Genomic DNA, 25,009 nt, shown 5'->3' with positions numbered 1-25,009 from the left:
GTCTCCGACCGGGGAGCCACCCACGACACACGCGGCGGACGCGACACCGTCAGCGGACGTCGGCGTTCACGAGGTCGGGATCCGGCTGCGATCCGGGGCCGTCTTCCCGGGTGGGGCGCGGGCCACTCGCGGACCGCACGGATGTGCCGCGCACGTATCCGACGGCGCCGAGGAGCGCGAGCACGGCCAGCGTCCCGAGGGTGAACAGTTCGAACGTCCCCTGGCTCACTCCCCAGATCTCCTCGAAGTCGTAGTCCAGGCCGAACACCGATTCCAGGGTTCCGGGGAAGACGGCCACCCAGGAGCCGAGCAGCACCCATGCGAAGCAGAGGATGCCGAGCACGCGGAAGCCCGCGTTTGCGGTGGGAACCCGGAAGGGCCGCACGACGTCCGGGAATCGTGTGCGCAGGCGGACCGCCGAGGGGATGACGATCAGGTAGCTGAGCAGGAACGTCGAGATCGAGATGGTGAGCACGACCGCGAAGATGGAACCGCCGGAGCCGGTGATCTGCATGGCCGCGATCATGAAGACGGTGGCGACGAGTCCGGACAGGAAGTTGACGCGCACCGGCGTTCCGAGACGCGGGTGGAAGCGGCCGAAGAACCCGCCGAAGAACGCGCCGTCGGCCGCGGCCATGGCCTGCATGCGGTCGCTGATGATCATCCACGCCGCGCCCTGGGTCATCAGGATGACCGCGAAGATCACCGCGGTCACGGTGAGCATGGCGGGTGCGGCGGGACCGTAGACGCTGTACACGGTCGCGACCGCCTCGAGAAGTCCGCCGACACCGGTGATGTCGTCGGCGGGGACGACGAGCAGGATGGCGAAGATCGGCAGCAGGTAGGACGCGGCGGCGATGGCGCAGGCGCGGGCGATCGAGATCGGGACGTCGCGGGCGGGATTCTTCATCTCCCCGGCGGCGCTGTTTCCGGATTCGAACCCGAGGTAGGAGAACAGCAGCAGCGGCGTCACGCCGAGGAGCCCGGTCAGGGTGGGGCTGAAGTCACCCGCCGAGATGCCGGCGAATCCGTTCTTCGCGGCGTAGATGCCGGTGGTGACGAGGAAGAAGAGCAGGAAGACGATCTTGAGGAACGCGCCGACCGTCGGAATCCATTTGCCGCGAGCCAGACTCACGACGGCCGCGAGCACCGTCAGCCAGATGAAGACGAGTTTGAACAGGTAGTCCGTCACCGATCCTTCCTCGAACGCGGTGACGTAGTGGTTCCAGGTCTCCGCGGCGATGAACGCCATGGACCCGCCGACCCACACGGGCTGGGTCACCCACGTCAGCAGCGATGCGAGGGCGGCGAGGGGCCGGCCGAACGCTCTCCGGACCCACACGTACACACCGCCCTCGCCGGTGAACGTGCTGCCGATCTCGGCGAAGATGAGGCCGTACGGCAGCAGGAAGAACACCGCGAGAACCAGTGCCCAGGTGAATGTCTCCGCGCCGAAGGTGGAGACCTGACCGAGAACCTCGACCGACACCACCGCCGCGACGATGAGGAAGACGATGTCGAAACGGCCGAGTGACTTCTGGAGATGTTGCGTCTGTTCGTCCGCCAGGGCGGTGGGGGTGTTGTCGCTCATCGATATACCTCGTTGCTGGAGCCGATGGGAATGTGCTTGCGCGCTGCCGGTTTTCAGTCGGCCGGTTTTCAGTCGGCGCGGTAGACGGTCCGCCCCTCGACCATGTCGGCGGCGCCGAAGATGCACCCTGTCTCAGCGGCTGCGGTCGAATCTGTGGTCATGGCGTCTCTCTCGTTGCAGTGATGCCGGTCACTACTCTCGTCCGCACCCAGTAAATCTGTACAGCACAAAGATCCGGGGTACTGCATCAGTTCTCCAGATGCCGACGCCACCACGAGGGCATCTGAAAAACTGATGCAGTGGCACGGAAAGATCCTGTTGACTGTTGTGGTCGCGCGGACCGACGATTCTGGCACTGCACGAACCGAACAGCGTGAGGAACCCACCGTGCGTGATCCGCGATACGACATCCTTTTCGAACCGGTCAAGATCGGACCGGTCACCGCCCGCAACAGATTCTTCCAAGTCCCGCACTGCAACGGCATGGGCTACCGCGACCCCTCCGGGGAGGCGCACATGCGGCGCGTCAAGGCCGAGGGCGGCTGGGCCGTCGTCTGCACCGAGCAGGTCGAGATCCACCCCACCTCGGACATCGGCCCGTTCATCGAGCTGCGCCTGTGGGACGACCAGGACCTGCCTGCCCTGACCCGGATCTCCGAGAAGATTCACGAGGGCGGCTCCCTCGCAGGCATCGAGCTCGCCCACAACGGCCTGAACAGTCCCAACCTGATCAGTCGCGAGACCCCGCTCGGCCCGCAGAATCTGCCCGTCGTCTCCTGGAACTACGACCCCGTCCAGGCCAGGGCGATGACCAAGTCGGACATCGCCGACCTCCGGCACTGGCACAAGGAGGCGGTCCGCCGGTCGCTGAAGGCCGAATACGACATCGTCTACGTCTACGCCGGGCACGCGATCGGCGGCTTGCACCACTTCCTGTCCCGCCGCTACAACAACCGGTCGGACGAGTACGGCGGCAGCCTGACCAACCGGGTTCGCCTGCTCCGCGAGATCCTCGAGGATTCGCGTGAGGTCGCCGACGGGAAGGCCGCCGTGGCGTGCCGCATCTCGGTCGACGAACTCCTCGGCGACGAAGGAATCACCCGCAGCGAGATCGAGGACGTGATCGGCCTGCTCGGCGAGACCCCCGATCTGTGGGACTTCGTGCTGGGCAGTTGGGAGGACGACTCCGTCACCTCGCGGTTCGGTCCCGAGGCGGAGCAGGAACCGTATGTCCGCGGGCTGAAGCAACTCACCACGAAACCCGTCGTCGGCGTCGGCCGCTTCACCTCGCCCGACACGATGCTGCACCAGGTCAAGAGCGGCATCCTGGACTTCATCGGGGCGGCCCGCCCTTCGATCGCCGACCCGTACCTTCCCCGCAAGATCGAGGAGGGGAACCTCGAGGACATCCGGGAGTGCATCGGTTGCAACATCTGCGTGTCCGGTGACTTCACGATGTCCCCGATCCGCTGCACCCAGAACCCGACGATGGGCGAGGAGTTCCGGCGCGGCTGGCACCCGGAGCGGATCAAGGTCCGCTCGACCGACTCGAACGTCCTCGTGGTCGGCGCCGGCCCCGCCGGACTCGAGGCGGCGCGCGCGCTCGGGCAACGCGGCTACCACGTCAGCCTCGCCGAGGCGAGCAGGCAACTCGGCGGCCGCGTGACCCGCGAGTCCAAGCTTCCCGGACTGTCCGCGTGGATCCGCGTGGTCGACTACCGCGAACAGCAACTCCGCAAGCTCCCCAACGTGGACGTGTTCATGGAGAGCGAGATGACCGCCGACGACGTCATCGATAACGACTTCCATCACGTGGTCGTCGCCACGGGCTCGCACTGGCGCCGCGACGGCGTCGGCCGGTGGCACACCCACGCCGTCCCCGTCGACGAGCACGCCGACGTCCTGACCCCCGACGACGTGATGGCGGGGCTCCGCCCCCGGGGCAACAAGGTCGTGCTCTTCGACGACGACCACTACTACCTCGGCGCGGTCGTCGCCGAACTCCTCGCGAAGGAGGGATTCGACGTCACCCTGATCACCCCGGCCGCGCACGTGTCGCAGTGGACGACGAACACCATGGAAGTGGTCCGAATCCGCAAGCGAATCATCAAGGCCGGCGTGCACGTTCAGGTCAACCGCGCCGTCACCGCGGTCACCCCCCAGGGCGTCCGCACCGTGTGCGCATTCACCGGCGACGAGCAGTTCGTCGACGCGGACAGCGTCGTCCTCGTCACCGCCCGACTCCCGTACGACGGGTTGTTCCACGAACTGCAGTCCCGCGAATCCGAATGGGCCGACGCCGACCTGCGCAGTGTCCGCGGCATCGGTGACGCCTGGGCGCCGTCCACCATCGCGGCGGCGGTCTGGTCCGGGCACCGATACGCCGAGGAACTGGACGAACCACCCGCCCCGGGTCCGGTCGCCTTCCGACGCGAAGTCACCGGACTGTCCATCGAACCCGTCGAGAAATTCTCCGTCGCCCCGCTCTCCACCGCACAGAACTGAGGAACACCATGACCGCAGTGCACCCGATCCCGACCGACGCCCGGAACATCGCGGCGATGACACCCAGCGCCTACGTCACCGCGGACACGCTCCGGGCAGGCGATCCGAAGGAACACGAAATGGTCCACCTGAGCAGCGGGGACGAGAAGTTCACCATCGGCTCGTGGCGTGCGGAGCCGTATCGCGAGTACATCGAGTCGTACCCGGGCGACGAATACACCCGGGTGCTGGAGGGTTCGGTGACGTTGACAGCGGACGACGGCGTCGCACACACCTTCGGACCCGGCGACGCGTTCACCCTGACCAAGGGGTGGCGCGGCGAGTACCGCGTCGACGAGCCCCTGCTCAAACAGTTCGCCATCTATGTTCCCTGATCGCACACCACCACTTTCGAGCCCGAGGGATGACGATGCCTGATCCGACCACACTCGCCGACTGGACCCGGCTCGCCGCGACGATCACGCCGCGCCGGGAGCTTTTCATCGACGGCGCGTTCCGTCCCGCCAAGTCGGACGAGACGTTCGACTCGATCAACCCGGCCACCGGTGAACTGCTGGCACGGGTGGCCGCCGCGGACGCCCCGGACGTCGACGCCGCGGTGCGGTCTGCGCGCGAGGCGTTCGACTCGGGCGTCTGGTCGCGGAGCCCGGCGTCCCAACGCAAGCGGGTCCTGCTCCGGCTCGCCGAGCTGATCCTCGAACACCGGCACGAGCTCGCCCTGCTCGACTCCCTCGACATGGGCAAGCTCGTGGTGGAGGCGCTGACCGTCGACGTCCCCTCGGCCGCCGAGCTTTTCAGGTTCTACGCCGAGGCCCTCGACAAGATCGGCGGGGAGATCGCGCCCACCGATCCCGGGACTCTCGCGCTCGTCTCCCGTGAACCCCTCGGGGTCGTCGGGGCGGTGGTCCCGTGGAACTTCCCCCTCGACCTCGCGGTGTGGAAGCTGGCGCCGGCCCTCGCGGCCGGCAACAGTGTCGTCCTCAAACCCGCCGAGCAGGCTCCGCTGTCGGTGCTGCGGCTGGCCGAGCTCGCCGCCGAGGCGGGGCTGCCCGATGGCGTCCTGGGTGTCGTCCCGGGGCTCGGCGCCACCGCCGGGGCGGCGCTGGGCCTGCATCCCGACGTCGACGTCGTCGCCTTCACCGGCTCGACCGAGACCGGGAAACGGTTACTCCGGTATGCGGCGGACTCGAATCTGAAGCAGGTCTGGCTCGAATGCGGAGGCAAGAGTCCCAACCTGGTCTTCGCGGACGCCGACCTCGACGAAGCGGTGGAGAAAGCCGTCTTCGGTGCGTTCTACAACCAGGGTGCGGTGTGCTCGGCCAACTCCCGGTTGCTGGTCGAGGAGTCGGTGGCCGAACAGGTGACCGAGGCCCTCGTCCGCCGGGCGTCGTCGATCCGCCCCGGCAATCCGCTCGATCCCGCCTCCACGCTGGGCGCGATCGTCGACGAGAACCACGCTCGCACCGTGGCGGGGTTCATCGACCGCGCCCGGTCCGACGGACGGGTGTTGCTGGGCGGCAACAGGACCACCGTCGACGGCCGCGGATCCTTCGTCGAACCGACGATCTTCGCGAACGTCGCACCCACGGCCGAGGTGGTGACCCAGGAGGTGTTCGGACCCGTCCTCACCGTCCAGACGTTCACCGACGAGGCCGACGCCGTCCGGATGGGCAACGACAGCATCTACGGGCTGGCCGCCTCGGTGTGGACCGAGAACCTGAACCGGGCGCACCGCGTCTCCGCGGCACTGCGGGCGGGAACCGTCTCCGTCAACACCGTCGACGCCATCAGCGCGCAGACCCCGTTCGGCGGGTTCAAACAGTCCGGGTTCGGCCGTGACCTCTCCCTACACGCGTTGGACAAGTACACCGGACTGAAGACGACGTGGATCCGGCTACGACAGTGAGCGTCACGACACCGTGTTGAGCTCCCGACCTCGCCGGGCGAATGTACCCGTCGGCGCTGCCGAGGCGCCCGAAGGTACATTCGCCCCGAAACGTGGCACCCCACGTGGGCACGTCGAGCCGCTAGGCTGGCGCCATGTTTTCCCTCGTTCCTTCGGAACTCGATCCTCGATTACGTTGTGTCACAGCACTTCATGGCGATACTTCTACGATGCCGCCGATCACCGTACGCAGGCTCGATGCGAGGGACTGGGGGTCGGTGCTTCGCATCTATTCGGAGGGCATCGCCACGGACGCGCGCTGGCTGGACGGGCACCGGTGGGTGGCCGAGGTGGACGGGACGGTCGCCGGGTGGGCGGCCCTGTCCCCCGTGTCCTCGCGGCGCGTCGGTGCTGGCCGTGAACACCGGGTCCATCGCACTGCACCACGCGGTCGGCTACCGGACGGTCTGGGTGCGGCAACGCCTCGCGCAGATCGACGGTGTCTGGCACGACAGCGTGCTGCTCGAGCGCCGCCGGGACACCTGACATTGCGACCACCCGGGGATACCGTGGAGGAATGCTCCCCGTCATCGATTTCGCCGAACTGGACACACCGGCCGGGCGGGAACGGCTGCGGGAGATCACCCATCACGTGGGGTTCTTCTACCTCGACGGGCACGGCGTCGACCGGGAGCTGCTCGATCGGGTATTCACCGTCGCCCGGGAGTTCTTCGCCCTGCCCGAGGACTCCAAGCAGTCGATCGCGATGCTGAACAGCCCCCACTTCCGTGGCTACAACCGGGTGGGCGGTGAACTGACCAACGGCGAGACCGACTGGCGGGAACAGATCGACATCGGCCCCGAACGGCAACCGATCCCCGACGCCGACGGCTACCTGAGACTGCAGGGTCCCAATCAATGGCCCGCGGACCTCCCCGACCTCGAGAAGACGATCGAGGCCTTGGACGCCGCGCTCACCGACGTCGGGATGCGGCTCCTGCGGCACTGGGCCGCTTCACTCGACGCCGATCCGGCGATCTTCGACGACGCCTTCGCGCACGCCCCCGCCACGCTGATCAAGGTCGTCCGCTACCCGGAACGGCCGAGCGCCGACCACACCGGCGAGCAGGGCGTCGGCGCCCACAAGGATTCGGGTGTACTGACGTTGCTGCTCCTCGAACCCGGCTCGTCGGGACTCCAGGTCGAGACCGAGGACGGCGACTGGATCGACGCACCGGCCCGCGCCGGCTCGTTCGTGGTCAACATCGGCGAACTGCTCGAGGTCGCGACCGGCGGGTACCTCAGGGCCACCCGGCACCGGGTGCTCACCCCGGCCGGTGCACCCGAGCGACTGTCGGTGCCGTACTTCCTCAATCCCGCTCTCGACGCCACGGTCCCGACCATCGAGCTGCCGCCGCACCTGGCCGAACGTGCCCGCGGCATCGAACTCGACCCGGCGAATCCGCTCTATCGCACGTACGGCGAGAACGCGTGGAAGAGCCGCACCCGCGCGCACCCCGACGTCTACGCCCGCTGGTATCCCGGCGAGGCGGAACCGGAGTAAACGCGCGCCGCCGCCGGGAGTATTGTTCCCGCAGTGTTGTTCCTGACCTCTCGGCGCTACGTCGACCTCCGCCTGCAGGCGAGCGCAATCTGTCCGCGCTCGCGCTGACGCACCTCTCCACTCAGGACTCTCTCTCTCGCCGTATCCGCCCCACCGGGCGACGTTCCACGGCCCCCATGCGAAAGGCACACCCATGCCCAGTCCCGCGCTGTCCACGCGCGCCGAGACCACCTCTCGACGCCGGCTACCCCAGTGGGCCACCTCGTTCGGCCCCCAGATCATCACCGGACTCGTCGTCGGCGTCATCCTCGGACTCGTCGCCCGCGCCATGCCCGTCGCCGCCGACGGCAACGAGAACTGGCTCGTCGGAACCGTCCATACCATCGGCTCCAGCTACGTGAAACTGCTTACCGTCGCGGTGATCCCGTTGGTGTTCACGGCCATCGTCAGTTCGATCGCCAACCTGCGTGAGGTGGCCAACGCCGCGCGCCTCGCCGTGCAGACGCTGCTGTGGTTCGCGATCACCGCGTTCATCGCCGTCGTCATCGGAATCGTCATCGGACTCGTCACCCAGCCCGGATCGCACACGACCGTCACCGGCGCCGGCAAGGAACCGGCCACGACCGGGTCGTGGTGGGCGTTCGTCACCGGCCTCGTGCCCAGCAACTTCCTCGGCCTGAACGCCAAGACCACCCTCACCGAGGGCGCCGCCAGCACGTCGCTGAGTTTCAACGTGCTGCAGCTGCTCGTCGTCGCGGCCGCGATCGGCATCGCCGCACTGAAGGTCGGGGCCAAGGCCGAACCGTTCCTGCAGTTCAACGCGTCACTCCTCGCGATCGTGCAGAAGGTGCTGTGGTGGATCATCCGCCTCGCACCGATCGGGACCGCCGCGCTGATCGCGAACGCCGTCGCCACCTACGGCTGGGACGCCATCGGCTCGCTCGGCTGGTTCACCGCCGCCGTCTACATCGGCCTGGCCGTCGTGTTTCTCGTCGTCTACCCCGTCCTGATCCGCGCGCACGGACTGTCGGTGCGCGCCTTCTACTCCGGCGTCTGGCCCGCGACGCAGCTCGGCTTCGTGTCCCGTTCGTCGATCGGCACCCTGCCCCTCACCGAGCGTGTCACCGAACGCAATCTCGGTGTCCCCCGCGAGTACGCGTCGTTCGCGGTGCCGCTCGGGTCGACCACCAAGATGGACGGCTGCGCTGCCATCTATCCCGCGATCGCCGCGATCTTCGTCGCCGAGTTCTACGGTGTGCCTTTGTCGTTCACCGACTACCTGCTGATCATCGTGGTCTCCGTGATCGGATCCGCGGCCACCGCGGGCACCACCGGCGCGACGGTCATGCTCACGCTCACGCTGTCGACGCTGGGACTGCCCCTCGCCGGGGTGGGCCTGCTGCTCGCCGTCGAACCGATCGTCGACATGGGCCGCACCGCGGTCAACGTCACCGGCCAGGCTCTCGTCCCGACGATCGTCGCGAAGCGGGAAGGCATCCTCGACGAAGCCCGCTACAACGCCGAACGGACCGGCGACCCGTTCCAGGACGACGAACCGGTCGCAGCGAAGTAGCGAAACGCTCGACGAGAGCCTTCCCCACGTGGAAGGCTCTCGTCATGGCCGACCTCGACGCGATCAAACGACGGATCGTCATGCAATTCCAGCGGCACGTCGCCAACCCGCTCTCCACGCGACTGTCGAGCCAGACACTCCTCGAGACCACCGGCCGCGTCAGCGGACAGCCCCGCGTCACGCCCATCGGTGGCCGGCGACAGGGCACCGAATTCTGGCTGGTGTCCGAGTTCGGTGAGCGGTCGAATTACATCCGCAACATCCGCGCGAACAATGCCGTTCGCCTGCGGATCCACGGCACGTGGCATACGGGCACCGCGACGCTGCTGCCCGACGACGACGCCCGCGCCCGGCTGGCGCAGCTTCCCCGGATGAACAGCGTCGCCGTCCGGGCCGTCGGCACCGACCTGCTGACCGTCCGCATCGATCTCACCGACTGAGGTCAGGCCCCGCACACGCCCACGGAATAGTCATCCGCACCCGCAAAAGCGTCGGCATCTGACCAATGTCCGTGCATCTACGAGCGGGGCCCAGCGGCCTGGCCAGGTGTGATGTTCGCAACTCGGCGTTCGGCTGCACGCCCGGCGCGGATTTGCTACCGCTCGGCGGCTGCGGATCGAGCAGCTTGCAGTAGGGACTTAGCCTCGGCTAATCTGCGATTTCGCGCGGACCTGCGAAAGTTCCGCACCTCAGACAACGACGTCTGCCTCACCGGCGTATCGGTTCGGGGCCGGTTCTCTGCCGTGATCCTCTCGCCGACGCCACCCGTGCGCCCAGCACGGCCCCATAATTCGGCGAGTATCGCGAGGAGACAGTCGGTTGAACACGAGTGCCACCGAGTCCGGCCTGTACGACAGGACGCTCGACAAGAGCAGCTGCGGCGTGGGCTTCGTCACCCGCAAGGACGGCATTCAGACCCATGACGTCCTCACCCGGGGCCATGAGGCCCTGTGTGCTGTTCCTCACCGTGGTGGCATGTCGGCCGAGGGTGTCGGCGACGGCGCCGGTGTCTGCGTCGACCTGTCGGTGCCGTTCTTCCGCTCTCTGACCGGTCAGGACGATCTCGAGGCCGGCCGGTTCGGTGTCGGCAACTTCTTCCTCCCCACCGACGTGGCGTTCCACGGCGACGCGGAGGCCGTCATCGAGCGGGCTCTCGCCGATCAGGGTTTCCGGGTGCTGCTCGAGCGCGACGTGCCCGTCGACGCGACCGTGCTCCGGCCCGCCGCGATCCGGCACCAGCTGCCGATCCGGCAGTGGGTGTTCACCGCGCCCGACGCGTGCGCCGACGAGACCCAGTTCGACCGTCGCATCCACGACGCCCTGCTCGCGATCGAGGCCGTCGCGTACACCCAGCCGGATCTGGCCGGGCTGTACCCGCTGTCGCTCAGCGCCCGCACCCAGGTGCTCAAGGGCCGCCTCAACTCGAACGAGGTGATGCCCTACTTCCAGGACCTGGTGGACCCGGCGCATGCCATCCACACCCTGTACTTCCACACCCGGTTCTCGACGAACACCGACCCGCACCCGACGATGGCGCAGCCGTTCCGTCTGATGGCGCACAACGGCGAGCTCAACACGGACAAGAAGAACCGCCTGTCCGAGACGGCGCTCGCTCGTGCCCGTAACCGGGAGATCGTCCGCCCGCACGGCCAGTCCGACAGTTGCCGCCTGGACCAGACGCTGCAGAGCCGTGTCGTGGAGGACGGACTCGACCTGGTGACCGCAGTGGTGTCGATGATGCCGCCGGCGTGGGAGAACGACTCCACCCTGTCGCCCGAGGTGCGGGCGATGCTCGAGTACTTCTCGCTGTACGAGGAGAAGAACGACGGCCCGGCGGCGCTGATCTTCGGTGACGGCACCGTCGTCGGCGCCCGCCTCGACCGGCTCGGACTGCGTCCGCTGCGCTCGGTGGAGACGGACGAGTACCTGTGCGTCACGTCCGAGGCCGGGCAGATCGACTTCGACCCCGACACCGTCCTGCATCGCGGACGCATCGAGGCCGGCGGCATGCTGTACTTCGACCACCGCGAGGGCCGCTCGTACTCGACCGACGAGGCACTCGAGCTGCTCGCCTCCCGGAACGACTACCCGACGCTCGTCGCCGAGGCTCGCCGGACCATCGAGGCGCTGCCCGAGGTCGAGGCCGAGCCGGGACCGTTGCGCTACAACGGCGACCTCGAGCGCACCCAGCGCTACGTCGCGTACTCGCACAACCAGGAAAGCTTCAAGTTCATGATGGACCCGATGCTCGCGTCGGGTCAGGAGAAGATCTCCGCGATGGGCTACGGCAACGCCATCAACGCGCTCTCCGATCAGGAAGGCGGGGTGGCCAAGTATTTCTCGCAGCGTTTCGCTCAGGTCACGAACCCGTCGCTCGACAGCATCCGCGAGGCCGACGGCATGACGCTGCGCGTCGCGCTGGGCGCCAAGCCGAACAGCGGGGCGCAGTCGGCGCCGCAGATCGTGGTGCCGTCGCCGATCCTCACCCACATGGACATGCTGCGGATCCGCAAGCAGTCCGAGACGCCGGTGCAGCGATTCCCGATGCTGTACACCCCCGTCCACGGTGACTCCGCCGCCAACGCGGCCGCACTCGAGGCCGCGGTCGACGGGCTCTGCGACGAGGTGGAGGCGTTCGCCCGCGAGCAGGGCGGCATCGCGATCGTCACCGACCGTCACGTGGCCACCGACCGCGCCGCGCTGCCGATGATCGTGGCGATCTCCGCTGTCAACCAGCGGCTGATCGAGGAGGGCCTGCGCCTGCGGGTGTCCGTCGTCGCCGAGAGCGGTCAGATCTCGTCGTCGCACCACGTGGCCGCTGCCCTCGGTTTCGGCGCCGCCGCGATCTACCCGCTCGCCGTCCGCCTGCGGGCCGAGGAGAAGTTCGCCGACGAGGCGGATGTGGCGTTCAAGCGGTTCGCGAAGGCCGCCGAGAAGTCGCTGATGAAGACGATGGGCCGGGTCGGCCTGTGCACCGCCGAAAGCTACATCGGCGGCGAGTTCTTCGAACCCAACTACCTCGACACCGACGACCGGGTGCTGCGCCGCTACTTCGCGAACGTGAAGACGCCGGTGGGTGGTGTCGGGTTCACCGTCATCGCGCAGGCCGTCGCGGACTGGCACCAGCGCGCCCTGACGGTCACCGGAGAGAAGGACGTCCCGCTGCTCGGCCTGTTCAAGGAGCGCGCGGAGGGCGCGGGTCACTCGTACGGCACGGCGGCCGTGCGCGGCTTCGTCGACCTCACCGAGGAGCCCATCTCGTTCGACACGGCGGGCACGCAGGACCACACGGAATCGCTGCGACTGCTGCCGCTGAACCGGCTCGAGGACGCGTTCGGTCTCGACGACGACGCCTACCGCAACGCCGGCTTCCAGAAGCTGACCCCCGAGGCGATCGACCGCTTCGAGATCACCCCCGGCTACCGCGCCTTCGCGCGGACGATGGCGGAGGAGCGCACCCGTCGTCCCGCAGCGTTGCGGGACGTGCTGGATCTGCCTGCCGACGTCACGTTCCTCACCACGGCAGCCGAGTTCCGCAAGCAGATGGGCCGCTTCTCCCGCAAGGGCAACAACAGCTTCGCGGTGCGCGGACTCGAATCCGAGGCCGTCGGCGAGGACCGGTTCCGGCTCCGGCTCACCGGCCCCCACGCGGGTGAGGCCCGTGTGCTGGCGGCGCTCGGCGAATCGCTGGCGATGCGGTTCGGCGACGACCTCCGCGAGCACAGCGTGGACGGCGACGCTCTTGTCGTGCGCACGTCGGGTGAGGCGCTGCGATGTCTGTCGCTGCTGCGCACCGCTCCGGCGAGCCTGCCGATCGAGAAGGTGCAGAAGGCCAGCGACATCACCCCGTTCCTCACGTCCGGCGCCATGAGCCACGGCGCGTTGAACTCCAACGCGCACGAGGCCGTCGCGCACGGCACCAACATGGCCGGCGGCATGTCGAACAGCGGTGAGGGCGGCGAGCACATCTCCCGCTACGGCACCATCCGCGGTTCCAAGATCAAGCAGTTCGCGTCCGGCCGCTTCGGTGTGTGGGCCGGGTACCTGGCCGACCCGATGCTCGAGGAACTCGAGATCAAGATCGCGCAGGGGGCCAAGCCCGGCGAGGGCGGGCAGCTGCCCGCACCCAAGGTGACCGTCGAGATCGCGGCCGCGCGTGGCGGCACCCCCGGTGTCGAACTCGTCTCTCCCCCACCGCATCACGACACGTACTCCATCGAGGACCTCGCGCAGCTGATCCACGACTGCAAGGCGGCCCGGGTCCGCGTCATCGTCAAGCTCGTGTCCTCGGAGGGCATCGGCACCATCGCGGTGGGTGTCGCGAAGGCCGGCGCCGACGTCATCAACGTGGCGGGGAACACCGGCGGCACCGGTGCCGCCGCGGTGACCAGCCTCAAGTACGCCGGACGTTCGGCGGAGATCGGTGTCGCCGAGGTCCATCAGGCGTTGTGCGCCAACGGGTTGCGGCAGAAGGTGCTGCTGCGGTGCTCCGGCGCGCACCAGACGGCGAGCGACGTGGTGAAGTCGGCGCTGCTCGGCGCCGACAGCTTCGAGTTCGGCACCACCGCGCTGATGATGCTCAAGTGCGTCATGGCCAAGAACTGCAACGTCAAGTGCCCGGCTGGTCTGACCACCAATCCCGAGCTGTTCGACGGTGATCCGCGGGCGATGGCGCAGTACCTGCTGAACATCGCGCACGAGACCCGCGAGGTGCTGGCCGAGCTGGGAATGTCCTCGTTGCGCGAGGCGCGGGGCCGCTCGGATCTGCTGCAGCTCCTCGACCACCCGTCGAGCGTCGGCCAGCTCGACCTGCGCGCGATGCTCGCCGTGGTCGAGGAAGTGACCATCGGTGACCCGGTGTACCTGGAGAAGGACTACACCCTCGACGACGGCTGGCTCGTGCAGCTGCGCGCCGCGCTGATCGAGCAGGGCGAGGCCACGGTCGAGCTCGGCGACGGGGTGCACCTGAGCAACCGCAACAAGAGCGTCGGCGCCCAGCTGGCGGTCGACATCGAGCGGATGCTGAACCACGAGCTCACCGATGTCGAGCTGCCCGCCGTGCTCCGCGACGAGCGCGGCCGCGGCTATCTGCGCGAGGGCAGCGTCCGGATCGCCACGTCCGGGTCCGCGGGCCTGTCGTACGGTGCGTTCTGCAACGACGGCATGACCCTCGTCCACACCGGCACCGCCAACGACGGCGTCGGCAAGGGCGCCAACGGCGGCAGCATCGTCGTGCGCTCGCCCGGTGGCGGCTCCGACCTGCACGGCGGCAACGTGCTGATCGGCAACTTCGCACTGTTCGGCGCCACCGGTGGGCGCACGTTCGTCGAGGGCCAGGCGGGTGACCGTTTCGCCGTCCGCAATTCGGGTGCCACCGCGGTGGTCGAGGGCGTCGGCGACTTCGCCTGCGAGTACATGACCAACGGCGCCGTCCTCAACCTCGGCGGCTTCGGCAAGGGCGTCGGCAACGGCATGAGCGGTGGCTTCGTCTACCAGTACGACCCCGAGGGCAAGCTGCCCGGCAAGGCCAGCGCGGACTCGATCCTGCTCGGCTCCATCACCGGCGACGACGAGCACGCGGCGCTGCACCGTCAGGCCGTGCACGTGCTGCTCGGGTGGCACCTCGAGGCCACCGGGTCCGCCAAAGCGGCATGGTTGCTCGAGAACTGGGAGACCGAACAGCACCACTTCGTGTACGGCATGCCGCGCGCGCTGCTGCAGTACCAGGACAGCGACGAGATCCTGAACGCCAAGCCCCGCAAGGACCTGGCCGACGAACTCGCCGCCGCGCTGGTCGCGCACCAGGTGCGCAAGTTCAAGCTGGACTACCGGGACGGTCACGCGGTGCTGGACGGCGCCGTGCCCGGCTATGGCGAGGCCGACACCGAGGCCATGTTCGCGCTGCTGAACAACTACACCGTGCTGAATGCGGCGCAGGAGATGGCGCTGTCCAAGCTGCCGGGTGTCGCGGATCCGTCCGATCCGGCGGTCGACAAGGCCGTCCGCAACCTGCTGCTCACCGAGGACTTCTTCCTCATGCAGCGGTTGCAGCGGTACGCGCGGGAAGCGTTGAAGGACTACAGCGACGAGGACCTGGCCGTGATGGTGGCGGCCAAGCGTCTCGCCGACTACAAGGATGCGCTGCGCCGCCGCAACGTGCGGTCCATCGACGCCCCCGGCACGTACGGCTGGATCCTGCACCAGGATGCGAAGAACGTCGACAAGATCGGCCGGCTGCCCGGTTTCGAGGAGCTGTTCGCGCAGCACGCTCTCCCCGATCTGATCCCCACGAGAGACGTGGTCCCCTCATGAAGATGCCCTACATCCCCCAGGACGCCCCGTTCAGCGAGGACCAGCGCGTCTGGCTCACCGGCTTCCTCGCCGGCATGAGCTCGCGTCTGGTCGTCGGCGGCTCCGACGCGCCTGCCGCGGCGGACGGTGGGCAGTTGCCCGCCATGCACGTGCTGTACGGCAGCCAGACCGGGAACGCCGAGGGTGTTGCGGAGGACGCCGCGGCCGCGGCACGTTCACAGGGCTTCGCGCCGGTCGTGAGCGCCCTCGACGACGTCGACACGGAGGCCCTCGCCGCCATGCACCGCGTCCTCGTCGTCACCTCCACCTACGGTGAGGGTGAGATGCCGGACAACGCCGAGCTGTTCTGGCAGGCACTGTCCGCGGAGGCCGCGCCACGACTGGAGAACACCGACTTCGCCGTGCTCGCGCTCGGCGACACCGGCTACGACGGGTACTGCCAGGCCGGCAAGATGATCGACACCCGGCTCGAGCAGCTCGGTGCCCGTCGCGTCACTCCGCGCGTCGACTGCGACGTCGACTACGAGGACACGGCCGCCGCGTGGGTCGCCGAGACCCTCCCCCTGTTCGCGGCCGTCGAGGGCATTCGCGGCGAGTCCCCCGTCGCCGATGTCGCCGAGCCCGAGACGAAGCCGGCCCGCAAGCGGTCGCAGTGGAACCGCAAGAACCCCTACGCGTCCACGCTCTCCGTGAACCGTCGACTGTCGAGCGACACGTCCGCGAAGGAGATCCGGCACTACGAGTTCGCGCTCGCCGACAGCGGTCTCGAGTACGAGGCCGGTGACGCGCTCGGTGTGATGCCGATCAACGATCCCGCGCTCGTCGACGCTCTGGTGTCCCGGCTGGGCATCCCGGCGGATGCCGCTGTCACCGGCAAGGAGCGGCCGTTCAGCGATCTCCTGCTGCACGGCTACGAGATCTCCACGCCGAGCCACGAATCATCGACGAGATCGAGAAGCGGGCGGGCGACGAAGAACTGAGCCACGTGCTGCGGCACGGCGACAAGGAAGCCCTCGACGCCTGGTTGTGGGGCAAGGACGTGCTCGACCTGCTGCTCCTCGAACCGTCGGTGACCCTGACCGCGGACGAGTTCGTCGGGCTGCTGAAGCCGTTGCAGCACAGGGCGTATTCCATCTCGTCCAGCCCGCTCGCCAACCCCGGCAGCGTGCACCTGACCGTCGCCAGCGTCCGCCACAGCTCGGCCGGACGCGACCGCGGCGGCGTGTGCTCCACGTTCCTCGCCGATCGGATCGCCGACGGCGGCAGCGGCGGGATCTTCGTGTCGAAGAACAAGTCGTTCCGCGTCCCCGCGAACGACGACGCACCGATGATCATGGTCGGCCCCGGCACCGGCATCGCGCCGTTCCGCGCGTTCCTGCAGGAACGGCAGGCGCGGGGCGCGTCGGGACGCAACTGGCTGTTCTTCGGCGACCAGCACCGCGCGTCGGACTACATCTACGAGGACGAGATCGGCGCGATGAGCGACAGCGGTCTCCTCACCCGCCTCGACCTCGCCTTCTCCCGCGACCAAGCGGAGAAGATCTACGTGCAGAACCGGATGGTCGAGAACGGCGCGGAGTTGTTCGCCTGGCTCGAGGACGGCGGCCACTTCTACGTCTGCGGCGACGCCACGCGGATGGCGAAGGATGTCGACCGGGCCCTGCACGAGGTCATCGCCACCCATGGCACCCTTTCCCCCGAGCAGGCCGCCGACTACGTGACCACGCTCAAGAAGGAAAAGCGCTACCTGCGCGACGTGTACTGACCACGTCGGCAGCAACCCACGAGGAGCAAGAACAATGGCAGTGGTGATTCTGTACGGCAGCGAGGGCGGAACCTCCGAACTGGTGGCCGACAACATCGCCGACGTGCTCGGCGACTACGGCGACACGTCCCTGTACGACATGATGGAATTCGACGCGGGCGACCTCGACCCCGAGAACTTCCACGTCATCGTGTGCTCCACCTACGGTGAGGGCGAGTTGCCCACCGGCGCGGAACCCTTCTTCGAGGGCCTGGAGGAGGACGAACCCGACCTCACCGGGATGCAGTTCGCACTGTTCGGCCTCGGCGACAAGGTGTACGAGGAGACCTACAACCGCGGCGGCGAGATCATCGCGGAGAAGCTCGTCTCCCTCGGCGCGGTCCAGGTCGGCGAACACGGCAGGCACGACGGGTCCAGCTCGATCCGCCCGAAGGATCAGGCCGAGGAGTGGGCCAAGAACATCGGCGAGGAATTTCTCGGATAGCACCTCACACGGGTAGCCGCGACTGCACGCTCCGCACCCAGTCGCGGCTCCCGTCGAGGTAGCGGTCCCGCGCCGACGCGAACAGGCGGACACTGTCGGCGCCGGGCCAGGCCCCGGGCAGCATCCCGGCAGGCAGGCCCGGGTCGATGTACGGGATGATGCGCCATTCGTCGAGCAACGGGACGAAGCGGACGAATGCGTCGCGCGGCGACACCTCCTCTGCGGCAGACAGAGCGGCCCGGTGGCGGTCCAGGAAGTCGCGGTGCCGCGCGGCGATGCCGTCCAGGTCCCACCACCGCGTCGCCGCGTCCCCCATCGAATCGGGGACGAACACCGACGTGGACACGAACGTGGTCACGAACTCGGACAGGCCCAGCGCGGCGACGATGTCGTCGACCTCGCGGGCGAGGTACTCGGGGGCGATCCACAGGCCGGGCGACACGGTTCCGCAACCGATCCAGCCGAGCCGTCTGCGCAACTGGTGCCGCACCGCCCGTTGGGATTCGGGGATGGTGAACGAGATCAGCCGCCAGGGATCGGTGTCCGCCATCTGACGGAAGCCGAAGATCCGCGGATCGCCGCGTCTGAACATCGCCTCGGCCTGCTCGGTCACCTCGTATCCGCTCCGCCCGTCGCGGGTCAGCGGCCGCAGCACCCCCTTCTTCTTGAGGCGGGCCACCGCGATGCGCGTCGATTCGGACGGGATACCGACGGCGTGCATCAGTTCCACGAAGTCGGCGATCGCCACCCACCCGCCGAGGTCGCGCACATACGCGCCGAGGACGGTGCGGATCAGGGACGTCGCGCTGCCGGGCCGCGAATCGAAGTCGTCGAGGATCGCGCTCGCCGGTTCAGTCGATGAGTTCATCACGGATCGCGAGTATCCCGGTGCATACCTCGCCGAAGCTCGTGCTCAGCGGGCTCAGGCCGAGCCGCAGGCCCTGCGGGGCCCGGAAGTCGGGGATGACACCCTTCGTCCACAGTCGCTCGACGACCGCCTCGAACCGCGGGTGGTCGATGATGACGTGACCACCCCGCTCGGCGGAATCCTCCGGCGATCCGATCTCCACGCCCAGCGGAACCAGTAACTCGCGCACGAGGTCGAGTGCGTACTCGGTGAGCGCGATCGACTTGGCGCGCACGGCCTCCATGCCGACGTCGTCGAGGAGTGCGAGGGTGTCCTGCAGCGCGATCATGCCGAGGACCGACGGCGTTCCGCTGATCACGCGCCGGATGCCGGGCGCCGGTCGGTAGCCCTGCTCCATCGCGAACGGGTTGTCGCGGCCCATCCAGCCCCAGATCGGCTGCACGAAGTCCTGCTGATGGTCTGCACGAACGTAGGCGAACGCCGGTGAGCCCGGCCCGCCGTTCAGATACTTGTACGTGCACCCGACCGCCAGATCGACACCCCACGTGTCGAGTTCGAGGGGAACCGAGCCGACGGAGTGGCACAGGTCGAGCAGCAGGAGCGCACCGGCCTCGTGTGTCACGCGAGCGGCGCCGGCGGCGTCGACCAGGTAACCCGAGCGGTAGGCGACGTGGCTGAGCACGACGAGCGCGGTGTGTTCGGAGACCACGGACTTCAGGTCGTCGACGGTGACGCCGCCCCGGGTATCGGACTCGATCCACCGGAGCGTGAGCCCGAGTTCTCCGGCGACGGACTCGAGCACGTAGCGGTCCGTCGGAAAGTTGTCGCGGTCCACGACGATCTCGGTGCGGTCCGGGCGCAACGCGAGCGCACCGCGTGCCAGCTTGTACAGCAGGACCGTCGTCGAGTCGCCGATGGTGGTCTGTCCGGCGGCCGCGCCGAGCGCCACCCTCGCGAGGGTGTCCCCGATTGTGATCGGCAGGTCGTACCACTCCTCGTCCCACCCGCGGATGAGCCGGCCGCCCCACGACTGGGTGACGAAGGCGGTGACCTGCTCGGCGCTCGCCTTGGTGGGCCGTCCGAGCGAGTTGCCGTCGAGGTAGGCGGGCACCGAGGGGTCGTCGGCGCCGATGAACAGGTCGCGATACGGGCGCAACGGGTCCGCGGCGTCGAGTTCGGCGGCGCGGGCGGCCGGCACATCGGTCGAGGTGGTCATCATCGTCCGATCTCGGTGCGCACGGCCAGCAGTTCCGGGAAGAACGTCAGGTCCAGTGCCTTCTGCAGGAAACCCACTCCGCTGGATCCTCCCGTTCCGGATTTCATCCCGATGGTCCGCAGCACCGTGCGCATGTGTCGGAAGCGCCACAGCTGAAAGTTCTCTTCGAGGTCGACGAACTCCTCGAAGGCCTCGTAGACGGCCCAGTGTTCGTCGTGGTTCTCGTAGACGAACTTGATCAGGGGCAGCAGGTCCTCGTTCAGCGTGTAGGCGGTGGTCACGTCACGGTCCAGCGCGGAGGCCGGCACGTCGTACCCGAGCCGCGACAGGCACTGCCAGAACGCGTCGTACAGGCTCGGCTCGGTGAGGAGCCGTTCGAGCAGATCGTGGGCGGCGGGATCGGCGTCGAACACCGTCAGCATTCCGGCGTTCTTGTTGCCGAGCACGAACTCGACGGCGCGGTACTGGTAGGACTGGAACCCGGACGAATTGCCGAGGAATTGGCGGAACTCCGAGTACTCGGTGGGGGTCAGGGTGGCCAGGACCGACCACTGTTCGGTCAGCGTCTTCTGGATGTGCTTGACGCGCGCCACGCACTTGAGCGCCCGGCCGATCTCGTCCTCGTCGAAAGCGGCTCGGGCGGCGAGTGTTTCGTGCAGGACGAGCTTCAGCCAGAGTTCGGTGGTCTGGTGCTGGATGATGAACAGCAGTTCGTCGTGATGTTCCGGACGGCTCACCGGTTTCTGCGCGCTGAGCAGGGTGTCGAGGTCGAGGTACGACCCGTAGCTCATCCGCTCGCTGAAGTCGGTGACGATGTCTTTCTCGATGGCTCTGGTGTTGGCCTGCACGCCCATGACCGTCCTCACTGCTGGTGTTCGAGTACCGGGCTCCCGACCTTCATATTACATAATCGTGGCGACCGCTATACAGATGTCATCAGCGAAAAGTACGGTGGGCTCGTGACCGAACCAGCGCGCAGAGTCGACATCGTCTTCGCCCCCGGCGTGGTGGCACACCGCGGAACCGCGGAGGAACTCGTGGGCCGGGCGCTGGATGCACGCGGCCTGACCGGTGAGTTGACGTTCGCCGCGGACACCGCCGGGCTGGAGCGGGCCGTGCGGTCGGCGGCGCGGCGAGGCGAGTTCGTCGTCGTGCCCGGCGCCGGGGCATCCTTCACCGCCCCGGCCGGCGGGGCGATCCGCGTCGATTTCGGAGAGTGCGAGGCCGACCGCTCGGCGGGCGCCCGGGTCCACATCCGGGGGCGGGGACTCGACGGACTCCGCTACGCCGTCGACAGCTGGTACCACCACCGCTTCCACCCCGGGCGGATCGTCCGGTACGGCGACCACCCCGATCAGCGAGTGGAACTGCGGATCCCCGATGGCGACGGCCCCTTCCCCGTCGTCGTGCTGATCCACGGCGGATTCTGGCGTCCTCGTTGGGAGTCCGACCTGATGGACGCGCTGGCAGTCGACCTGACGGCCCGCGGGTACGTCACCTGGAACGTCGAGTACCGGCGAGGCGGCGAGACCCGTTGGGCTGCAATGGCGTCCGATGTCGCCGACGCCGCGCAGGCCGTCGCGACCGTCCCGTCGGCGGACCCGGAGCGTCTCGTGATCCTCGGCCACTCGGCCGGTGCTCAGCTCGCGCTCCGCGCCGCCGCCGACGCCGCTGCCGAGGAGGCAGCGGTTCGTCCGGCACTGGCCGTCAGCCTCGCCGGGGTGCTGAATCTGCGATTCGCCGGCGAACGCCACCTCGGTGAGGGCGCGGTGGCGGACGCCGTCGGCAGCGACTGGGCCGGCGACCGTGCGACGTACGAACGGTCGTCGCCGATCGCTCGACTGCCGCTGGGCATCCTCAGCTAGTGGTGTGCGCCGTCGACGACGAGCCGGACATGCTGGAGATGAGCAGGGAGTACCACGAAGCCGTCGCGGCGACCCCCGACGACGTCGTCCGGATCGAGGGGCCCGGCGATCACTTCACCGTCGTCGATCCGGAGAGCGAGATCTGGCGAAGGACCGCCGAGGCGATCGACGCCCGGATCAGACCTCGGACAACGCAGACTCCGCCGCCCGCAGCCCGGCCCCGGCCCGGCCGCGGAGCAGATCCGCGCACCTCTCGGCCATCGTCATGACCGTGATGTTCGGGTTGACGTGCGGCAGTTTCGGCATCGCCGACGCATCGACCACTCGCAGTCCTCGAACCCCCTTGACCCGCAGTTCCGGGTCGAGCACCGCCATCGGATCGTCGACACCGCCCATACGTGCCGTGCCCGCGGGGTGATACACCGTGTTGTGGGTCTTGTGGATGTAGTCGAGGATCTCGGCGTCGGTCACCGCATCGGGCCCCGGCGCCAGTTCGCGGGCAATCCACCCGCTTAGCGCCTTCTGCTCGGCGATCTTCCGGGCCAGCTTCACCCCGGACAGCATCACCCGGTCGTCGTGGCCCTCGCTGTCGGTGAAGTACCGTGGATCGACCTTCGCGCGATCGCGGAAGTCCCGCGACCGCAGCCGGACCGTTCCGCGGGAGCGGCCCTGAGTGACGTTGGGTGTCAGGCAGAATCCGTTGTCGGTGGTCGGGTAACCCCACCGCAGGGTGTTCATGTCGAACGGGACGCTGCCGTAGTGCATCATCAGGTCGGGATGGTTCAGGCCCTCCCGGGTGGTCGCGAACAGGCCGATCTCCCACCACTGCGTCGATTCGGTGACCATCGGCTGGGACGCCTCCCAGAACACCAGCCCCTCGACGTGATCGTCGAGGTTCGAGCCGACACCGGGCGAGTCGACGCGCACAGGAATCCCGAACTCCGCGAGATGCTCCGCCGGACCGATACCCGACAGCATCAGCAACTTCGGGGTGTCGATGGCCCCCGCCGTCACCACCACCTCCCGTCGTGCCGACACCGTGTCGTAGCCGGTGAGGTCGGGACGCTGGTACCGGACGCCCGTCGCCGTCTGCTGTTCGTCGAACAGGATCTCGCTCACCCAGCAGCCTGTCCGAACCTCGAGATTGGGCCGCGTTCCGAGGATCGGGTGCAGGTAGGCGTGCGACGACGACATCCGGGTGCCGTCCTCGGACGCGTTGATCTGGAACCACCCGGCGCCGTTGAGCACCGTTCCGCCGCGGTTGAACGCGACGGTAGGCAGTCCTACGGCGGCGGCGGCGTCGAGAACCGCTCGGCCGCACGGGTCGTTCGGCGGGACGTCCCGCAGCCGCACCGGCCCGCTGCGGCCGTGGCCGTCGCCGGGGGCGTCGTTGCTTTCCAGCCGGCTGACGTACGGGAGGATGTCACGCGCACCCCAGCCCGACGCCCCCATCGCCTCCCAGTCGTCCAGTGCCTCGGCGGGCGGCCAGAATGCGATACACGAGTTGTGGGACGAGCAGCCACCGAGGACCTTGGCCCGGGCGTGCCGCATGAAGCTGTTGCCCTTCTCCTGCGGCTCGACGGGGTAGTCCCAGTCGTACCCGGAGTCGAGAAGATGCATCCACTGGGAGAGCTCGAGGATCGCGCGGTCCCCCACGTCGGACGGGCCCGCCTCGAGCAGGCACACCGTCACCGACGGGTCTTCGCTGAGACGCGCCGCGAGAGCGCATCCCGCGCTGCCGCCGCCCGCGATCACGTAGTCGAATTCCCCTGCAGTGCTCTTCGATTCGCCGTCGGTCATCGGGCGAGCTCCTTGTCGTTCGGTTCGGATTCCGGCGCGGGCGTTACCACCGCCGCGCAGTGTGACGTCAACGTTCCGATGTGGTGCCGGCCGGTGGTGAGGTACCACAGCAGGCCGAACCCGAGGATGACGCCGATGTAGGCGAAGGCACCCCAGGTGTTGTACCAAGGTTCGCCGTACACGGCCTCCCGCGGCCAGGCGAGGTTGAGGGCCATCCCGATTCCCCACACGAGCGCGACGATGTTGACGGGTAGTCCCCATCTGCCCATCGTGAAGTAGCCGCCCTCCTTCAGGTCCCGCGGCGGCCACTCGCCTCGCAGCCTCTTCTTCAGCATCGGTCCGGTCACCATCAGGTAGGCCAGGTAGATCATGATGATCGCGATGGAGGTCAGCACGGTGAAGATGTGCGGCTGGCCGATGTTGACCACCAGGATCAGCGCGGCCACCACCCCGATCGTCACCGCAGGCACGACGGGTGTCCGCGTTCTCGGGTGCACGCGGGCGAGCCGCTCGCCGAACGGGAGTGCGTTGTCGCGGGCCATGGCGAAGGTCAGCCGGATGGCTGCCGTATGCACCGCCAGCGAGCAGACGGTCACCGCGATCACGATGCACACCAGGAAGATCGTGCCCAGCGGCCCCCACATCACCTGCTCCACGATGTACTGCAGGCTGCCGTCCGACGCGCCGATCTTCGGATCGTCGAGGTCGGGTGCCGCCATCACGGCGAACACGAGGATCGCGCCGCCGATCACGAACGACGCGAGGATTGCGCGGAAGATCGCCTTGGGGGCGGTGCGGCGGGGTTCGACCGTCTCCTCGCCCAGCGAACTCGCGGTGTCGAAGCCGTACATCACGTAGCCCGACGCGAGCGTCGCCACCAGGAACGCGCCGAGGTATCCACCGCTTTCGCCTGCGCCGTACCCGTGGGTGGAGAAGAACACCTGCGGGCCGCGGGTCATGTTGGCGGCGAGGATGATCGCGATCAGCACCGCCGCGATGATCTCGATGAACACACCGGCACTGTTGATCATCGCCATGAGACGGACACCGAGCGCATTGACGACGGTGGTGAAGCCGATCATCACGGTCCCGAGAATGACGGCGTTGGTGGCGAAGTCGTGTTCTCCGGTCCCGTCACCGACGATCTGGAAGCCGCTCCACAGCCGCGGCAGGTTGAGCTGCAGCGCCAGCACAACCGCCGACAGGGTGACGATCGACGCGGTGAGCATCAGCCAGCCCGCGGACCACCCCACTATTCGGCTGCCGAGCGTCTTCGCCCAGTTGTACACGGAGCCGGCGATCGGATACTTGGCGGCCAGCTCCATGAAGCACAGTGCCACGGCGAGCTGGCCGACGAACACCAGCGGCCATGACCACAGGTAGGCGGGGCCTGCGGTGCCGAATCCGAAGTAGAACAACTGGAAGGTGCCGGTCAGAATAGAAATGTAGCTGACGCCCGCGGCGAAGCTCGCGAACTTGCCGATACTGCGATCGAGGGACTCCTTGTAGCCGAAATCCTCGAGTCCACTGTCGTGATCGCCGGTCGTATTGTCGGTACTGGTCATTCGATCACTTCCTGAG

Annotated in this window: 16 protein-coding genes and 1 pseudogene; 11 read left to right on the top strand and 6 right to left on the bottom strand. The window is 68.1% G+C overall.

Annotation, left to right across the window (positions count from 1 at the left end; all coding sequences use genetic code 11):
- Nucleotides 1–49: 49 nt before the first annotated feature.
- A complete protein-coding gene (locus GO592_RS05600) occupies nucleotides 50–1,591 on the bottom strand; it encodes an APC family permease (RefSeq protein WP_007300426.1) in 1,542 nt (513 codons plus the stop codon).
- Nucleotides 1,592–1,978: 387 nt separating this feature from the next.
- On the opposite strand from GO592_RS05600, the gene GO592_RS05595 reads away from it, so the two are divergent.
- From GO592_RS05595 to GO592_RS05550, 10 genes and pseudogenes are all read left to right on the top strand, one after another.
- A complete protein-coding gene (locus GO592_RS05595; protein WP_039952812.1) occupies nucleotides 1,979–4,096 on the top strand; it encodes an oxidoreductase in 2,118 nt (705 codons plus the stop codon).
- An 8-nt stretch (nucleotides 4,097–4,104) separates the two neighbouring features.
- Nucleotides 4,105–4,470 carry a cupin domain-containing protein gene (locus GO592_RS05590; RefSeq protein WP_007300424.1) on the top strand — a complete coding sequence of 122 codons (366 nt, stop codon included), beginning with the start codon at nucleotides 4,105–4,107 and terminating at the stop codon, nucleotides 4,468–4,470.
- Nucleotides 4,471–4,505: 35 nt separating this feature from the next.
- Entirely contained in the window at nucleotides 4,506–6,002 is a 1,497-nt protein-coding gene (locus GO592_RS05585) for an aldehyde dehydrogenase (protein ID WP_172651347.1), read from the top strand.
- Between the two features lie 396 nt (nucleotides 6,003–6,398).
- A complete protein-coding gene (locus tag GO592_RS45760; protein ID WP_257225936.1) occupies nucleotides 6,399–6,527 on the top strand; it encodes a hypothetical protein in 129 nt (42 codons plus the stop codon).
- Between the two features lie 31 nt (nucleotides 6,528–6,558).
- Nucleotides 6,559–7,545 carry an isopenicillin N synthase family dioxygenase gene (locus GO592_RS05575; RefSeq protein ID WP_007300421.1) on the top strand — a complete coding sequence of 329 codons (987 nt, stop codon included), beginning with the start codon at nucleotides 6,559–6,561 and terminating at the stop codon, nucleotides 7,543–7,545.
- A 193-nt stretch (nucleotides 7,546–7,738) separates the two neighbouring features.
- Nucleotides 7,739–9,118 (top strand): dicarboxylate/amino acid:cation symporter, encoded by a 1,380-nt coding sequence (locus GO592_RS05570; RefSeq protein WP_007300420.1) that lies wholly within the window; start codon nucleotides 7,739–7,741, stop codon nucleotides 9,116–9,118.
- Between the two features lie 44 nt (nucleotides 9,119–9,162).
- Entirely contained in the window at nucleotides 9,163–9,558 is a 396-nt protein-coding gene (locus GO592_RS05565) for a nitroreductase/quinone reductase family protein (RefSeq protein WP_007300419.1), read from the top strand.
- Nucleotides 9,559–9,937: 379 nt separating this feature from the next.
- Nucleotides 9,938–15,430 (top strand): glutamate synthase-related protein, encoded by a 5,493-nt coding sequence (locus tag GO592_RS05560; protein ID WP_007300418.1) that lies wholly within the window; start codon nucleotides 9,938–9,940, stop codon nucleotides 15,428–15,430.
- Nucleotides 15,427–17,195, top strand: a pseudogene (locus GO592_RS05555) (sulfite reductase subunit alpha). Before GO592_RS05560 ends, GO592_RS05555 begins: the two are co-directional and overlap by 4 nt.
- Before the next feature lie 34 nt (nucleotides 17,196–17,229).
- Nucleotides 17,230–17,679, top strand: a complete 450-nt coding sequence (locus tag GO592_RS05550; RefSeq protein WP_005253993.1) for a flavodoxin domain-containing protein — start codon at nucleotides 17,230–17,232, stop codon at nucleotides 17,677–17,679.
- A 4-nt stretch (nucleotides 17,680–17,683) separates the two neighbouring features.
- On the opposite strand, the gene GO592_RS05545 is transcribed toward GO592_RS05550, so the two are convergent.
- The 3 genes from GO592_RS05545 to GO592_RS05535 are packed head-to-tail and all read right to left on the bottom strand — an operon-like array spanning nucleotide 17,684 to nucleotide 20,617.
- Nucleotides 17,684–18,547: a PaaX family transcriptional regulator gene (locus tag GO592_RS05545; RefSeq protein WP_007300417.1), complete on the bottom strand. Its 864-nt coding sequence runs from the start codon at nucleotides 18,545–18,547 to the stop codon at nucleotides 17,684–17,686.
- On the bottom strand, nucleotides 18,531–19,766 hold the full coding sequence (gene kynU / locus GO592_RS05540) for a kynureninase (protein ID WP_039952794.1): 1,236 nt from the start codon (nucleotides 19,764–19,766) through the stop codon (nucleotides 18,531–18,533). The genes GO592_RS05545 and kynU overlap by 17 nt, the downstream gene beginning before the upstream one ends.
- Complete coding sequence (locus tag GO592_RS05535) at nucleotides 19,763–20,617, bottom strand: tryptophan 2,3-dioxygenase (RefSeq protein WP_005252409.1); 855 nt, start codon at nucleotides 20,615–20,617, stop codon at nucleotides 19,763–19,765. Before GO592_RS05535 ends, kynU begins: the two co-directional genes overlap by 4 nt.
- Before the next feature lie 105 nt (nucleotides 20,618–20,722).
- On the opposite strand from GO592_RS05535, the gene GO592_RS05530 reads away from it, so the two are divergent.
- Nucleotides 20,723–21,628: an alpha/beta fold hydrolase gene (locus GO592_RS05530; protein ID WP_007300415.1), complete on the top strand. Its 906-nt coding sequence runs from the start codon at nucleotides 20,723–20,725 to the stop codon at nucleotides 21,626–21,628.
- A gap of 177 nt (nucleotides 21,629–21,805) precedes the next feature.
- Here the strand turns inward: GO592_RS05530 and GO592_RS05525 are convergent, their stop codons facing one another.
- Nucleotides 21,806–23,428: a GMC family oxidoreductase gene (locus tag GO592_RS05525; protein ID WP_007300414.1), complete on the bottom strand. Its 1,623-nt coding sequence runs from the start codon at nucleotides 23,426–23,428 to the stop codon at nucleotides 21,806–21,808.
- On the bottom strand, nucleotides 23,425–24,993 hold the full coding sequence (locus GO592_RS05520) for an APC family permease (protein ID WP_007300413.1): 1,569 nt from the start codon (nucleotides 24,991–24,993) through the stop codon (nucleotides 23,425–23,427). The genes GO592_RS05525 and GO592_RS05520 overlap by 4 nt, the downstream gene beginning before the upstream one ends.
- Between the last annotated feature and the right edge of the window lie 16 nt (nucleotides 24,994–25,009).

It is taken from the genome of Rhodococcus sp. 21391 (assembly GCF_016772255.1).
GTDB lineage: Bacteria > Actinomycetota > Actinomycetes > Mycobacteriales > Mycobacteriaceae > Rhodococcus_F > Rhodococcus_F opacus.
The sequence above is the reverse complement of the archived record's forward strand: the minus strand, read 5'-3'. Positions and strand labels throughout refer to the sequence as shown.